Below are 13,310 nucleotides of genomic sequence, written 5' to 3'. Positions count from 1 at the left end.
AATCAGGCTGACATGAAATTTCGGATTATCTGCGCCATTACCGTCCTGCTCCTCGCCATCTCGCAGGGCGGTTGCGCGAAGAGCGCGGCCGGCAGCGACGCACCCCATGTGGCGTTCGTGGTGGCCAATACCCAGCTGAGCTTCTCGATCCAGATGGGCGCCGGCTTCACCGCCGGGGTGGCCCGGGTCGGCGGAGTCACCAGCGAGGTGGTCGGCCCGGACATCGTCGACGGCCAGGGCGAGCTGAAGATGTTCCAGGACCTCCGGGCCCGGGTGAAGGACGGCATCTCGGTCTTCACGCTGTCCCCGGAGATCTTCACCCAGCCGATGGCCGAGGCAGTCGGCGACGACATCCCGCTGATCGTGGTGGACAACCCGCCGCTGGCCGCGTCGAACGTCAAGCTGTACGTCGGCAACGACAACTACCAGCTCGGCAAGATGCTGGCCGGCGAGGCGATCGCGAAGCTTCCCGCCAACGCCAAAGGCAAAATCATCCTCGGTACGTCCGCGCCCGGCGTGAAGGTGCTCGACCGCCGGGCCAAGGGCATCCGGGACGAACTGACCGCGAAGCTGCCCGGGGTGACGGTGGTCGGCCCGTTCGACACCAAGCAGGAGACCTCCGCCAACCTGGCCGCCTGGCAGACGCTCACCACGGTGAACAAGGACGCGATCGCCTTCCTGGGCACCGGCGACGCCGACGGCTGGAACCTGGCCGCGATCAAGCGCAAGGCCAAGGCCACCTGGGTGGCCGGGGCCTTCGACCTGGACCCGAAGTCGCTGGCCGCGGTGAAGGCCGGCGAGCTGGCGCTGGTGTCACCGGAGCACTTCGTGAAGGGCGAGGTCGCCGGCCGGCTGCAGGCGCAGCACGCGAAGGACGGCAAGGACCTGCCGAAGGGCTGGTATTACATCCCCGGCCTGGCGGTCAACCAGGCCAACATCGACGCCGTCCTGACCCGCCAGGCCAGCACCGACGCCACCGCCACCGCGGTCGCGGCCACGGTCGACAAGATCTTCAGCGACGGTTCCTACCTCCGCCAGATGTCCGACGTCAGCTGATCAGAAGTCGCCGGTGTCGTGCCGGATCTCGGTGATCACGTCGACCAGGGTGGTGACCGCCGCGGGAGTGATCCAGGGCGCGCCGAACACCTGGCTGTTGAGGTCGGCGGTGGCAGCCTCGGCGAGCTTGCGGCCGGGCGGGAGCAGCTCGATGATGGTCGCGCGCCGGTCCTCGGGGTGCATCAACCGCTGCACCAGGCCGGCCGCCTGCAGCCGGTCGACCGCGTTGGTGACGCTGGTGGGGTGCACCTGGAGGCGTTCGCTGATCAGGGCCATCGGCAGCGAGCCGCGACGACTGAAGTACAGCAGCATCAGCAGCTCGTAGCGGGCAAAGGTGATCGCGTGCGGCTTGAGCACGGCCTCGACCCGGGCCAGCGCGATCCGCTGGGCGCGCATGAGCGAGGTGATCGCGGCCATCCCGTCGGCGGCGTGCTCCCAGCCGTGCTCGGACCAGAGCCGGCGCGCTTCCGCGATCGGGTCGGGTCGGCGGTCGGCGGTCGGCACGCAGGTCATCGTAACGGCACGCCGAATAGATGGACGTCCGATAGTCGGACGTCCTAGTATTTTCGCCATGACGCTCCACGTGCCGGCCCGGCCCGTCCGCTTCGTGACGGCGGCGAGCCTCTTCGACGGCCACGACGCCGCCATCAACGTCATGCGGCGGCTGCTGCAGGCCCAGGGTGCCGAGGTCGTGCACCTCGGCCACGACCGCAGCGTCGAAGACGTCGTCACCGCCGTCGTCCAGGAGGACGCGCAGGGCGTCGCCCTCTCGTCCTACCAGGGCGGCCACGTCGAATACTTCGGCTATCTGGTCGACCGCCTGGCCGAGCGCGGTGCCGGGCACGTGCGGGTCTACGGCGGCGGGGGTGGCACCATCGTGCCGGGCGAGATCGCCGCCCTGGCCGAGCGCGGCGTGCGCATCTTCAGCCCGCAGGACGGCCAGCAGCTCGGCCTGCCCGCGATGATCAACGTCTTGATCCGCGAGTGCGACGTCGACGTGTCGCGCCAGCCGGTCGACGTGCCGGCGCTGCTGGCCGGCGACGAGACCGCGCTGGCCCGGGCGATCACGGTCCTGCAGGCCGGCGGCAGCTCGGCCCTGGCCGCCGCGGTGGGCGAGGCCGCCGCCGGCCGCAACGTGCCGGTGCTCGGCATCACCGGCACCGGCGGTTCGGGTAAGTCGTCGCTCACCGACGAGCTCATCCGGCGGCTGCGCCGCGACTGCGAGGACAAGCTGCGGGTGGCGGTGATCGCGATCGACCCGACCCGGCGGCGCGGCAACGGCGCGCTGCTCGGCGACCGCATCCGGATGAACAGCATCGCCCCCGGCGTCGTCTACTTCCGCTCGCTCGCCACCCGGCGGCGGGACGGCACGGTGCCCGAGCACCTCGGTGACGTCATCGCCGCCTGCAAGGCCGCCGGAAACGACCTGGTGATCGTCGAGACGCCCGGCATCGGCCAGGGCGACGCGGCCATCACGTCCTACTCGGCGGTGTCGCTCTACGTGATGACCCCGGAGTTCGGCTCGGCCAGCCAGCTCGAGAAGATCGACATGCTGGAGCTGGCCGACGTCGTCGCGATCAACAAGTTCGAGCGCCGCGGTGGTGAGGACGCCCGCCGCGACGTCGCCCGGCAGTTGGTGCGCAACCGCGAACAGTTCGGCACCCCGTGGGAGGACATGCCGGTCTTCGGCACCAGCGCCGCCCGCTTCGCGGACGATGGCGTGACAAGCCTTTACCACCAGATCAAGGACCTTTTGTACGCGTACGGGATGGAGCCTTTTCCTGGTGTTCTGCCGTTGGTTTCCGGGCGGGTCTCGACCGGGCTGACGTCGGTGCTGCCTCGGGGCCGTGAGCGTTATCTGTCCGAGGTGGCCGACACGGTCCGGCGCTACCACGCCACCACGGCGGAGCAGGTGGCCCTGGCCCGGCGCCGGCAGCACCTGGCGACCACTCACGAACTGCTGCCGGACGACGAGGCCGTCGCGCAGCTGCTGGCGGCGACCGAGGGGGAGCTGTCCGGCGAGGTCCGCGAACTGCTCGCCGGGTGGCCGGCCACTCGCGAGGCCTATTCCGGCACCGAGCTGGTCTACCGGGTCCGGGACAACGAGATTCGCACCCCGCTGACCCGGCAGACCCTGTCCGGCAGCGTCATCCCGCGGGTGGCCCTGCCGCGCGACGGCGACGACGGCGAACTGGTCCGCTTCCTGCGCGCGGAAAACCTGCCCGGCCTGTTCCCGTTCGCGGCCGGGGTCTTCCCACTCAAGCGCACCGGCGAGGCTCCCGCGCGGATGTTCGCGGGCGAGGGCGACGCGTTCCGCACCAACCGGCGCTTCCACCTGCTCAGCGCCGGCCAGCCGGCCACCCGCCTGTCCACCGCGTTCGACTCGGTGACGCTGTACGGGCGCGATCCCGACCCCCGGCCGGACGTCTACGGCAAGGTCGGCACCTCGGGCGTGTCGATCGCGACCCTGGACGACATGCGCGAGCTGTACGCGGGTTTCGACCTCTGCGACCCGAAGACCTCGGTCTCCATGACGATCAACGGGCCGGCCCCGACGATCCTCGCCATGTTCCTCAACGCCGCCATCGACCAGCAGCTCGCGGCCAACCCCGACGAGCCCCGCGAGAAGGTCGTCGCCCGCACGCTGTCCACCGTGCGCGGCACCGTGCAGGCCGACATCCTCAAGGAGGATCAGGGCCAGAACACCTGCATCTTCTCCACCGAGTTCGCGCTGCGCTGCATGGCCGACATCCAGGAATGGTTCATCGCCCACCGGGTCCGCAACTTCTACTCGGTCAGCATCAGCGGCTACCACATCGCCGAGGCCGGGGCCAACCCGATCAGCCAGCTGGCGTTCACGCTGGCGAACGGTTTGACGTATGTGGAGGCGTACCGCGCCCGCGGCATGGACGTGAACGACTTCGCGCCCAACCTGTCGTTCTTCTTCTCCAACGGCATGGACGCCGAATACACCGTCATCGGCCGGGTCGCCCGCCGGATCTGGGCGATCGCGATGCGCGAGCTCTACGGCGCCGACGAACGCTCCCAGAAGCTGAAGTACCACGTGCAGACCTCCGGCCGGTCGCTGCACGCCCAGGAGATGGACTTCAACGACATCCGGACCACCCTGCAGGCGCTCTGCGCCATCTACGACAACGCCAACAGCCTGCACACCAACGCGTACGACGAGGCGGTAACCACCCCCACCCCGCAGTCGGTACGCCGTGCCCTCGCCATCCAGATGATCATCGACGCCGAGTGGGGCCTGGCCGCCACCGAGAACGCGCTGCAGGGCTCCTACATCGTCGACCAGCTGACCGACCTGGTCGAACAGGCCGTCCTGGACGAGTTCGACCGCATCTCCGACCGAGGCGGCGTGCTGGGCGCGATGGAGACCGGCTACCAGCGAGGCCGCATCCAGGACGAGTCAATGCTCTACGAACAGCGCAAACACGACGGCACGCTGCCCATCATCGGCGTCAACACCTTCCGCAACGACACCGACGCCGGCTCCGCCGGCCCCGCGGAGGGCATGGAGCTGGCCCGAGCGACCGAGCCCGAAAAGCAGTCCCAACTGGACCGCCTGGCCGACTTCAAGGCCCGCCACGCCACCGAGGCCCCAGCCGCCCTCGACCGTCTGAAGCAGGCGGCCAGCACGGGCTGCAACGTCTTCGAAGCCCTGATGGACACCGTCCGCCACTGCACCCTGGGCCAGATAACCGACGCCTTCTTCGAGGTAGGCGGCCAGTACCGCCGCAACGTCTAGCCCGTTTGGGCTTGCATCCGGTACCTGGGTACAGGGTTACCGTCCTGGCATGACCACCACCGGAGGCTTCGGGTGGGCGCCCGAGGCGTGCACCCTGCCGACCGTCGAGCGGCCGCTGCGGCTGGCGGAGTTCGATGACCTGTTCGCCACCGCTCTACGCGGGCAGCAGAGGCTGTCGGCGACGGCCTTGCGCTGGGATCTCGACCCGGCGGCCGAGGCCGTTGCCCGGGATCTGACCAGCCGGGAAAGTGAGTGCTGCTCGTTCTTCTCCTTCGGCTTCCACCTGGGCGACCAGTCGCTGCGGCTGGACGTCGAGGTGCCGGCCGCGCACGTCGAAGTCCTCGACGCTCTCGCCCGGCGGGCCGCGGCCGGGATCGGCTCGTGAGCGGGTTGCGCAGCAGTCAGGTGGCCGGCGCGGCCGGGGTCAACCTGCAGACGCTGCGCTACTACGAGCGGCGCGGCCTGCTGGCGGAGCCGGAACGCAGTCTCGGCGGTCACCGGCTCTACCCGGCCGAGGCGGTCACCATCCTGAGGGTGATCAAGGCGGCGCAGCGGCTCGGCTTCACCCTCGACGAGGTCGCGGACCTGCTCGCGGCCGGCGGCCACCGGCACGACGGCCATGACTCCGGCCTGCGGGAACGAGCCCGGCTCAAACTCGCCGAGGTGCAGACGAAGATCGCCGACCTCGAGGTGATCGCCTCGACCCTGCGCGCCGCGGTCGCCGCCGGCTGCGACGACCTGGTCACCTGCGCCGGCGAACCGTGCTGCCCGATCCCGTTCGCCACCATCGCCACCGACCCGCTCATCGCCGAAGGAGCACCCGCTGCCGGCCCTCGCTGAGCACGCCCGTCGTCTGACGCCGGCCGGGATTCACGACTTGCCGGCCGGGATCAGGTCGTACAGCAGAGCTTCGATTCGGATTTTGATCTCGTCGCGGATCGGGCGGACGGCCTCGACTCCTTTACCGGCCGGGTCGTCGAGCTTCCAGTCCTCGTAGCGCTTGCCGGGGAAGACCGGGCAGGCGTCGCCGCAGCCCATGGTGATGATGACGTCGGAGTCCTGCGCCGTCTCGTACTCGAGCAGTTTCGGGGTCTGGTCGGTGATGTCGATGCCGACCTCGGCCATCGCCTCGACCGCGGCCGGGTTGATGGTCTTGCCGGGGGCGGAGCCGGCCGAGCGGACCTCGACCCGGTCGCCGGCGAGGTGGCGCAGCCAGCCGGCGGCCATCTGGGAGCGGCCGGCGTTGTGCACGCAGACGAACAGGACGCTGGGCTTGTCACTCATGAGCTGAGCCTTTCGGTGGGCACACTCTGGACGGCGGTCGGATAGAGGGCGAGCAGCAGGCCGATCCCGAGGAACAGGCCCACGACCTGCGCGACGACGAAGCCGGCGACCGAGGCGGGCGCGATGCCGGCGAAGGTGTCGGTGAACGCGCGGCCGACGGTCACGGCCGGGTTCGCGAAGCTGGTCGACGAGGTGAACCAGTAGGCGGCGCCGATGTAGCCGCCGACCGCGGCTGGCGCGACCGCGGCCCGGCCGGAGCGGGCCAGCGCGAAGATCAGCAGAAGCAGCCCGGCGGTGGCGACGACCTCGCCCAGCCACAGGTGCCCGGCGGTGCGCTCCTTGGTGGAGAAGGTCACCGGGGCCAGGTCGAACATCAGGTTGGCCAGGATCGAACCGGCGATCGCTCCGGCGGTCTGCGCGGCGGCGTACCCGGCCAGGTCGGTGCCGGTCAGCCCGGTGCGGGTGCGCCGGCCGAGGAACCAGTCGGCGGCCGAGACGACCGGGTTGAAGTGTGCCCCGGAGACCGGGCCGAAGGTCAGGATGAGTGCGCCGAGCGCGAACGCGGTGGCGACCGAGTTTTCCAGGAGCTGCAGGCCGACGTCGTCCGGCGAGAGGGTGGCCGCCATGATGCCGGAGCCGACGACGGCGGTGACGAGCAGCGCGGTGCCGGCGAACTCGGCCAGCAGGCGGCGCCAGAGTGCGATGGGGTGCATGGGTCGGTGACTCCGGTCGCTCAGACGGATGAGGCAATGCGGTCGATGCGGCCGGCTATGTCGGTGTAGGCGCGTTCGAACGCGGCGTCGGTGTCGACCCGGGCCGGGTCGGGCACGGACCAGTGCAGGCGAGGCCGGACCGGGCCGGTGAGGTCTTCGTGCGCGTTGTCGCAGACGGCGATCACCAGATCTCCGGCGTGCACGACGTCGGTGACGTTCGCGGTGCCGGTGGGGTCGAGTTCCAGGCCGTGCCGGTGGGCGACCTTGATGGCGCGGGGGTGGACGCGATCGGCCGGATGGGTGCCGGCCGAGGCGACCGTCCCGCCGACCCGATCGCGCCACAGGGCGGCTGCCAGCTGCGAGCGGGCGGAGTTGTGCGTGCAGACGAACACGACGCGTTCCGCGTCGCGCAGCGGTGGCGGGGTCAGCGAGGCCAGCACCTCCGGCTGCAGACGCAGGTAGGTGCGGCGCCGGTCGCCTTCGGAGCGGGTGCGGACGATGAGCCCGGCGTCCTGCAGGACCTTGAGGTGGTGCGCGACCAGGTTGGTCGGCATCGCGAGCGCCTGGCCGATCTCGCCGGGCGAAGCGTCGCCCAGGGTGAGCGCGTCGACGATCGCGAGCCGCGCCGGGTCACCGAGCGCGGCATGGACCCGCGCCCGAGCCTGTAGGGAAGAAGCCTCAGCGTTCATTGAGGCAATACTCGCTGAGCTTTATCGTGACGTCAAGCCGCGTCGGGGTCGAGCAGTGCGGACAGCCGGCGCATCAGGTCCGGCCGGGCGCGGTAGTAGACCCAGCTGGCCCGCCGTTCGGCGGTGACCAGGCCGGACTCCTTGAGCACCTTCAGGTGGTGGGAGATCGTCGTCCCGGAGATCTCGAACGCCGGCGTCAGATCGCAGACGCAGATCTCCCCGCCCTCGGCGGAGGCGATCATCGACATCAGCTGCAGGCGGATCGGGTCACCGAGCGCCTTGAAGGCCTGCGACAGGCTGCCCGCCGCCTCCTTGGGCATCCGGCTCTGCGCCAGTGGCGCACAGCAGGCCGCCGTGTTCGGGTCGGCGACGGCGCCCGGCGCGGCTGATTTCGACATGCGTCGAGGTTGACAGATGTCGAAACCGCGTGCAAGTGTCGGCTTCGACACCGATCGAGTTCGACACATGTCGAAATCGGCCGCGCCGAGGAGGTGCCATGAACATCCGCCCGATGGAGGCCGCCGACGCCGACGCTGTTCTGGCGATCTATCAGGCCGGGCTGGACAGCGGGCACGCGAGCTTCGAGCACACCGCGCCCAGCTGGCCGGCGTTCGATGCCGGGAAGCTGCCGGGCCACCGATTCGTCGCCGTCGACGACGCGGATGCCGTGGTCGGCTGGGTGGCCGCCTCCGCGGTGTCCGCCCGCGCCGTCTACGCCGGGGTGGTCGAGCACTCCGTCTACGTCGATCCCGCCACCCAGGGCCGGGGCGTCGGCCGGGCCCTGCTCGACGTGCTGATCGCCGCCACCGAGGCGGCCGGCGTCTGGACCATCCAATCCGGGATCTTCCCGGAGAACACCGCCAGCCTCGCCCTGCACCACGCCGCCGGCTTCCGCACCATCGGCGTCCGCGAGCGGGTCGGCCGGCACGTCACCCAAGGCAACCGCTGGCGCGACGTCGTCTTCATCGAACGCCGCAGCCCGAAAATCACCTAGGAGCCCCACATGCCCCAGCTGCCCATCGCCGTCATCGGAGCCGGCCCCGTAGGCCTGGCCGCCGCCGCCCACCTCGCCGAACGCGGCATCGCCTTCATCGTCCTGGAAGCCGGCGACGAGCCGGCCTCCGCCGTGCGGCGATGGGGACACGTGCGGCTCTTCTCGCCCTGGCGCTACAACATCGACCCGGCCGCCGCACGGCTGCTCACCGACGCCGGTTGGGTGCGCCCCGATGACGACAAGCTGCCCACCGGCACCCAGCTCGCCGCCGACTACCTGCAGCCGCTCGCCGACCTGCCCGCCCTCAAACCGCACATCCGCTACGGCGCCCGGGTCGCCGCCGTGACCAGACAGGGCCTCGACCGCCTGCGCAGCGCCGGCCGCGCCGACGCCCCGTTCCTCCTCCGCCTGACCACCGGCGAGGACCTGCTGGCCTGCGCGGTCATCGACGCCTCCGGCACCTGGGACAACCCCAACGTGCTCGGCGCCGCCGGCATCCCCGCCCATGGCGAAACCGAGGCCCAGGCGTACGTCGAGAGCGCCCTGCCCGACGTCCTCGGCCGAGACCGCGACCGGTTCGAGGGTCAGCGCGTCCTGGTGGTCGGCGCCGGTCACTCGGCCGCCAACACCCTGCTCTACCTCACCGACCTGCCCGGAACCACGGTCACCTGGGCCATCCGGGCCGCCGCACCCGCACGCACCTACGGCGGCGAGAGCGCTGATGCCCTGCCCGCCCGCGGCCTGCTCGGCACCCGGCTGCGCGAACACGTCGAATCCGGCGCGATCACCCTGCTCACCGGCTTCAGCGTGCAGGCGGTCACGGCCGGCCCGGACGGCGTCGAGGTCTCCGACGGCACCCGCAGCGTCACGGTGGACCGGATCGTGTCGGCCACCGGCTTCCGGCCCGACCACGGCATCGTGTCCGAGCTGCGCCTGGACCTCGACCCGATCATGGGCTCGACCCGCGCCCTGGCCCCGCTGATCGACCCGAACGAGCACTCCTGCGGCACTGTCCCACCGCACGGCGTCGACGAGCTCACCCACCCCGAGCCCGGCTACTACGCCATCGGCGCCAAGTCCTACGGCCGCGCCCCGACCTTCCTGATGGCCACCGGCTCGGAACAGGCCCGCTCGGTCGTCGCCGCCCTCGCCGGCGACTGGGAGGCGGCTCGCGACGTCCAGCTCGACCTGCCCGAAACCGGCGTCTGCTCCAGCAACGTGCCCCTCGACGCGGACAGCATCACCGCCGAGAACACCGGCGGCTGCTGCGGCAGCTGACGGGGTGCGCGCCACGGCGATCGTGGCCGCGCTCGCCGTCACCCAAACCGTCGGCTACGGGACCCTCTACTACGCCTTCGCCGTCTTCCTCATCCCGGTTGCCCGGGACCTGAACGCCTCCACCACCGCGGTCACCGGCAGCTTCACCGCCTCGGTGCTCGCTTCCGCCGCCCTCGCCGTACCCGTCGGAAGGTGGCTTGACCGGCACGGCGGCCGGGCCCTGATGACCGCCGGATCCGCCGCCGGCGCACTCCTGCTCGTCGCCTGGTCGCGCATCGACAGCCTGTGGCAGCTCTACGCCGTACAGATCGGCATCGGCATCGCCTCGGCGGCCTGCCTCTACGAGGCCGCCTTCGCCGTCATCATCGCCTGGCACACCCCGGCCCGCCGGCCGTCCGCCCTGCTCGCTCTCACCGTCGTCGCCGGCTTCGCCAGCACCATCTTCCTGCCGCTCACCGGCTGGCTCGTCGACCAGCACGGCTGGCGCATCGCGCTGCTCGTCCTGGCCGGCCTTCAGATGCTGGTCACCGTTCCCCTGCACGCGGTGGTCCTGCGCGGCGCGCCGCGCCTTCCCAAACCGCAAAACCCTGCCCCCGTACGGGTACGGGCAGTGCTCGCCGACCGCGGTTTCTGGCTTCTCGCACTCGCCTTCACCGCCAACACCGCAGCCATCGCCGTCGTCGCCGTCCACACGGTCGCCGCGCTGATCACCTGGGGCCACTCGCCGGCCTTCGCCGCCACCACGGCGGGGCTATTCGGCGTCCTGTCGGTCACCGGCCGGCTGGTCACCACCGGCCTGCAACGCCGATTCCGCACCACGACCGTCGTCGCGGCGATCTTCGCCGTGCAGGGCGTTGCCGCGGCCGCCCTGCCGCTGACCGGCCGCGGCACCGTCCCCGCCATCGCCGGAGTGATCGGTTTCGGCATCGGTTTCGGTGTCGGCAGCATCGCCAAACCCGTGCTGCTGGCCGACCGCTACGACACCCGCCGGTACGCCACCATCGCGGCCGTTCTCGTCGTCCCGATGACCGTCGCCAAAGCCACCGCACCCCTCGCCGCCGCCGCGATCCACACCGCGACCCATGGATACGGCAGCGTCTTCGCGGCCACCGCCGCCGTCTGCCTGGTCGCGGCCGCCGCCCTGGCCGCCGTGCCGAGGACCTCCCGCGCCGAGGTCAGGTCAGTGGGGTGAGCAGGGCCGCGTCGGAGAGGAAGAGCGGGATGGCGGTGGCGGGCTGGGGGACCGCGTAGTGGAACCCCATGCCCTGCTGGTAGCCGAGTTCGTACAGCATCCGGGCCTGGGCCTCGCTCTCCACCGCTTTCGCGATCGCCACCACGCCGAGCTCGTCGGCGAGCTGAGCCACCGACCGGGCCACCGCGGCCTGCCGGGGTGACGTGATGATGCGCTCGGTCATCGAGCCGTGCAGCTTGATGATGTCGAACGGCGCGGTGGCCAGCGCGGGCAGGGACGCCGGTCCGGCGCCGAAGTCGTCAAGCGAGATGCGTACGCCGAGATCGCGCACCTCCCGCAGGGTGCGCACGATGCTCTCCTCGGTCAGGGCGTCCTCGGTGACCTCGACGATCAGCCGCTCGGGCTCGGTGACCAGCGACCGCACGGTGGCCGCGAAGCCGGGTTCGCGCAGCTGGTGGGCGGAGATGTTCACGTACGTCTCCGGCCATTCCGGATCCCGCTCGCGGCAGACCTGCTCCAGCATCCACCGGCCGAGCGGCACGATGAGCCCGCTGCGCTCGGCGACCGGGATGAAGTCGCCCGGCATGATCGGGCCGCGTTCCGGGTGCCGCCACCGGGCGAGCGCCTCCAGGCCGGTCAGCCCGTTGTCCTCGAGCCGGACGATCGGCTGGTAGACCAGCTCCATCTGGCCACCGGCGACCGCCTCGTGCAGCCCGGCGACCAGCGCGGCCTGGTCCAGAGCCCGGACCCGCATACCCGATTGGAAGTACGCCGGGCGAGCGCGTCCGGCCGCTTTGGCCGTACGCAGCGCGATATCGGCCTTGCTCAGCAGGCCCGTGCCAGAATCCCCGGGGGAGCCGTGCGCCACCCCGATGCCGGCCCGCGCCGAGACAGGGGTGCCGTTGGCCGGGACCGGACTGGCCAGCGTGACCCGGATCCGCTCCACCACGGCGTCCAGGTCGTCGGGGCTGATGTCGGTCGCCAGCACGGCGAACTGGTCGCCACCGAGCCGGCCCACGGTGTCCTGCGGGCGGACAGCGTCCCGCAGCGCGACCGCCACGGCGTTCAGGATGTGGTCGCCGACCTCGTAGCCGAGCACGTCGTTGATGCCCGCGAAGTCGTCCAGGTCGACGACGACCACGGCGGGTGGATGGCCACGCTCGAAGCCTTTCGCGGCCTCGCCGAGCCGGCGGATGAACGATGCCCGGTCCGCCACCCCGGTCAGCGGGTCGGTGTCAGCCACCGGCGTCCCCTCTCCTACGCGCGCGCCTACGTTCACCCATCGGCGCCCGTCGCGGGTCGCTTAGCGGCTGGCCGGTCCGGCCGCCGTGGGGCTTCCCGAGGCCGGTCCGGCCGTCGTGGGACCTCTGGAGACCGGTCCCGTCGTCGTGGGGCTCCCGGAGGCCGGTCCCGTCGTCGTGGGACTCCCGGAGGGTGGCCTCGTCGAACTGCTGGGGATGGGAGCGGCCTGGCTCGAGGTGGCGGTGGGGGACGGGCTCGCCGTCGCCGTCGCCGTCGGTTCCGGTTCCGGGCTCGGCGAGGCGGCCGGCGGCAGCGGCGGCGGAACCGAGTCGGTGGGGCGCAGCAGGACGAAAGCGGCGATCGACACGGCCGCCGCGGCGAGACCGGCCGCCAGCGGCAACCACCAGCGGCTGACCACCCCACGGCGCTCGGCGCGGACCGGATCGGCCGCGGGCCGCAGGTCCTGGGCGGTGACCGCGGCCGACCGGGCGGCGAGGGCCCGGCGCAGCCGCCGTTCCAGGTCGGTGTCGCTCATTTCTCCCCCAACTGGGCGCGCAGCACCCGCAGGGCGCGGTGCGCGGTCGACTTGACGGTTCCGGCCGAGATGCGCAGGGTGGCGGCGATCTCCCGCTCGGACATCTCCGACCAGTAGCGCAGCACGACGATCTGCCGCTGCCGGGCGGTCAGCCGCCCCAGCGCGCCGATCACCTCGAGGTTGTCCGCCCCGAGCAGGGCCAGTTCCTCGGCGGCCGGCACCGGATCCCGCCGCGGCGGCAGGTAGGCGCGGGCGATCTGCCGGCGGCGCAGCACCGACCGGGCCGCGTTCATCACCCCCGAGATCAGGTACGCGTCCGGGTCGGCCACCGCGCTCAGGTCGGCGCGATACCGCCGGTAGAAGCGGGTGAAGACGTCCTGCACGATGTCCTCCGCCGTCTGCGGGTCGTCAACCATGAGCACGGCCATCCGAACCAGCGGCAGCCGGCGTTGCCGGTACAGCTCACTGATCGCGGGCGCGGCCGCCGGCACCGCCGCGGCCGGCCCGGAGATTGCTCTCCGCATCCAGCGCGGCAGCGTGATCGGTAGGGGAAGCACAAAG

Annotated in this window: 15 protein-coding genes; 7 read left to right on the top strand and 8 right to left on the bottom strand. The window is 71.5% G+C overall.

Annotated elements, in window-relative coordinates; translation table 11 throughout:
- The first annotated feature begins 12 nt into the window (after window positions 1–12).
- Window positions 13–1,056: a sugar ABC transporter substrate-binding protein gene (locus Ate02nite_RS31515; RefSeq protein ID WP_203811490.1), complete on the top strand. Its 1,044-nt coding sequence runs from the start codon at window positions 13–15 to the stop codon at window positions 1,054–1,056.
- Here Ate02nite_RS31515 and Ate02nite_RS31510 read toward each other — a convergent pair whose 3' ends face one another.
- Window positions 1,057–1,560, bottom strand: coding sequence for a MarR family winged helix-turn-helix transcriptional regulator (locus tag Ate02nite_RS31510; protein WP_239147831.1), 504 nt, complete (start codon window positions 1,558–1,560; stop codon window positions 1,057–1,059).
- 67 nt (window positions 1,561–1,627) lie between these two features.
- On the opposite strand from Ate02nite_RS31510, the gene icmF reads away from it, so the two are divergent.
- The 3 genes from icmF to Ate02nite_RS31495 are packed head-to-tail and all read left to right on the top strand — an operon-like array spanning window position 1,628 to window position 5,662.
- Entirely contained in the window at window positions 1,628–4,822 is a 3,195-nt protein-coding gene (icmF, locus tag Ate02nite_RS31505; RefSeq protein ID WP_203811488.1) for a fused isobutyryl-CoA mutase/GTPase IcmF, read from the top strand.
- A gap of 49 nt (window positions 4,823–4,871) precedes the next feature.
- A complete protein-coding gene (locus tag Ate02nite_RS31500) occupies window positions 4,872–5,207 on the top strand; it encodes a hypothetical protein (RefSeq protein WP_203811487.1) in 336 nt (111 codons plus the stop codon).
- The gene (locus tag Ate02nite_RS31495; RefSeq protein ID WP_203811486.1) at window positions 5,204–5,662 is read left to right on the top strand and encodes a MerR family transcriptional regulator; all 459 of its coding nucleotides are present in this window, start codon (window positions 5,204–5,206) and stop codon (window positions 5,660–5,662) included. Before Ate02nite_RS31500 ends, Ate02nite_RS31495 begins: the two co-directional genes overlap by 4 nt.
- A gap of 30 nt (window positions 5,663–5,692) precedes the next feature.
- Here the strand turns inward: Ate02nite_RS31495 and Ate02nite_RS31490 are convergent, their stop codons facing one another.
- Genes Ate02nite_RS31490 through Ate02nite_RS31475 form a run of 4 tightly spaced genes read right to left on the bottom strand, consistent with a single transcriptional unit; the run spans window position 5,693 to window position 7,906 of the window.
- Complete coding sequence (locus tag Ate02nite_RS31490; protein WP_203811485.1) at window positions 5,693–6,106, bottom strand: arsenate reductase ArsC; 414 nt, start codon at window positions 6,104–6,106, stop codon at window positions 5,693–5,695.
- Window positions 6,103–6,819, bottom strand: a complete 717-nt coding sequence (locus Ate02nite_RS31485; RefSeq protein ID WP_203811484.1) for an aquaporin — start codon at window positions 6,817–6,819, stop codon at window positions 6,103–6,105. Before Ate02nite_RS31485 ends, Ate02nite_RS31490 begins: the two co-directional genes overlap by 4 nt.
- A 20-nt stretch (window positions 6,820–6,839) precedes the next feature.
- Window positions 6,840–7,508 (bottom strand): arsenate reductase/protein-tyrosine-phosphatase family protein, encoded by a 669-nt coding sequence (locus tag Ate02nite_RS31480; protein WP_203811483.1) that lies wholly within the window; start codon window positions 7,506–7,508, stop codon window positions 6,840–6,842.
- Window positions 7,509–7,540: 32 nt separating this feature from the next.
- The gene (locus Ate02nite_RS31475; RefSeq protein WP_203811482.1) at window positions 7,541–7,906 is read right to left on the bottom strand and encodes an ArsR/SmtB family transcription factor; all 366 of its coding nucleotides are present in this window, start codon (window positions 7,904–7,906) and stop codon (window positions 7,541–7,543) included.
- Window positions 7,907–8,004: 98 nt separating this feature from the next.
- On the opposite strand from Ate02nite_RS31475, the gene Ate02nite_RS31470 reads away from it, so the two are divergent.
- Genes Ate02nite_RS31470 through Ate02nite_RS31460 form a run of 3 tightly spaced genes read left to right on the top strand, consistent with a single transcriptional unit; the run spans window position 8,005 to window position 10,972 of the window.
- Window positions 8,005–8,502, top strand: coding sequence for a GNAT family N-acetyltransferase (locus Ate02nite_RS31470; protein ID WP_203811481.1), 498 nt, complete (start codon window positions 8,005–8,007; stop codon window positions 8,500–8,502).
- Window positions 8,503–8,511: 9 nt separating this feature from the next.
- Entirely contained in the window at window positions 8,512–9,780 is a 1,269-nt protein-coding gene (locus tag Ate02nite_RS31465; RefSeq protein WP_203811480.1) for an FAD-dependent oxidoreductase, read from the top strand.
- A gap of 4 nt (window positions 9,781–9,784) precedes the next feature.
- Window positions 9,785–10,972 (top strand): MFS transporter, encoded by a 1,188-nt coding sequence (locus tag Ate02nite_RS31460; protein ID WP_203811479.1) that lies wholly within the window; start codon window positions 9,785–9,787, stop codon window positions 10,970–10,972.
- Here Ate02nite_RS31460 and Ate02nite_RS31455 read toward each other — a convergent pair.
- From Ate02nite_RS31455 to Ate02nite_RS31445, 3 genes are read right to left on the bottom strand one after another with little or no spacing between them, the layout of a single operon-like run.
- A complete protein-coding gene (locus tag Ate02nite_RS31455) occupies window positions 10,956–12,215 on the bottom strand; it encodes a putative bifunctional diguanylate cyclase/phosphodiesterase (protein WP_203811478.1) in 1,260 nt (419 codons plus the stop codon). The genes Ate02nite_RS31460 and Ate02nite_RS31455 overlap by 17 nt on opposite strands.
- 60 nt (window positions 12,216–12,275) lie before the next feature.
- Window positions 12,276–12,749 (bottom strand): hypothetical protein, encoded by a 474-nt coding sequence (locus Ate02nite_RS31450; RefSeq protein ID WP_203811477.1) that lies wholly within the window; start codon window positions 12,747–12,749, stop codon window positions 12,276–12,278.
- The gene (locus Ate02nite_RS31445) at window positions 12,746–13,273 is read right to left on the bottom strand and encodes a SigE family RNA polymerase sigma factor (RefSeq protein ID WP_239147830.1); all 528 of its coding nucleotides are present in this window, start codon (window positions 13,271–13,273) and stop codon (window positions 12,746–12,748) included. Before Ate02nite_RS31445 ends, Ate02nite_RS31450 begins: the two co-directional genes overlap by 4 nt.
- Window positions 13,274–13,310: the final 37 nt, after the last annotated feature.

Origin of the sequence: Paractinoplanes tereljensis, from assembly GCF_016862435.1 — a bacterium.
GTDB lineage: Bacteria > Actinomycetota > Actinomycetes > Mycobacteriales > Micromonosporaceae > Actinoplanes > Actinoplanes tereljensis.
Note: the sequence above shows the minus strand (reverse complement) of the source record. Positions and strands in the feature narration are given on the sequence as shown.

Coding starts and splice junctions, on each gene's coding strand:
- Ate02nite_RS31500 (WP_203811487.1), top strand. CDS start 4,872: ATGACCACCACCGGAGGCTTCGGGTGGGCGCCCGAGGCGTGCACCCTG.
- Ate02nite_RS31465 (WP_203811480.1), top strand. CDS start 8,512: ATGCCCCAGCTGCCCATCGCCGTCATCGGAGCCGGCCCCGTAGGCCTG.
- Ate02nite_RS31515 (WP_203811490.1), top strand. CDS start 13: ATGAAATTTCGGATTATCTGCGCCATTACCGTCCTGCTCCTCGCCATC.
- Ate02nite_RS31485 (WP_203811484.1), bottom strand. CDS start 6,819: ATGCACCCCATCGCACTCTGGCGCCGCCTGCTGGCCGAGTTCGCCGGC.
- Ate02nite_RS31475 (WP_203811482.1), bottom strand. CDS start 7,906: ATGTCGAAATCAGCCGCGCCGGGCGCCGTCGCCGACCCGAACACGGCG.
- Ate02nite_RS31450 (WP_203811477.1), bottom strand. CDS start 12,749: ATGAGCGACACCGACCTGGAACGGCGGCTGCGCCGGGCCCTCGCCGCC.
- Ate02nite_RS31480 (WP_203811483.1), bottom strand. CDS start 7,508: ATGAACGCTGAGGCTTCTTCCCTACAGGCTCGGGCGCGGGTCCATGCC.
- Ate02nite_RS31445 (WP_239147830.1), bottom strand. CDS start 13,273: ATGCGGAGAGCAATCTCCGGGCCGGCCGCGGCGGTGCCGGCGGCCGCG.
- Ate02nite_RS31470 (WP_203811481.1), top strand. CDS start 8,005: ATGAACATCCGCCCGATGGAGGCCGCCGACGCCGACGCTGTTCTGGCG.
- Ate02nite_RS31490 (WP_203811485.1), bottom strand. CDS start 6,106: ATGAGTGACAAGCCCAGCGTCCTGTTCGTCTGCGTGCACAACGCCGGC.
- icmF (WP_203811488.1), top strand. CDS start 1,628: ATGACGCTCCACGTGCCGGCCCGGCCCGTCCGCTTCGTGACGGCGGCG.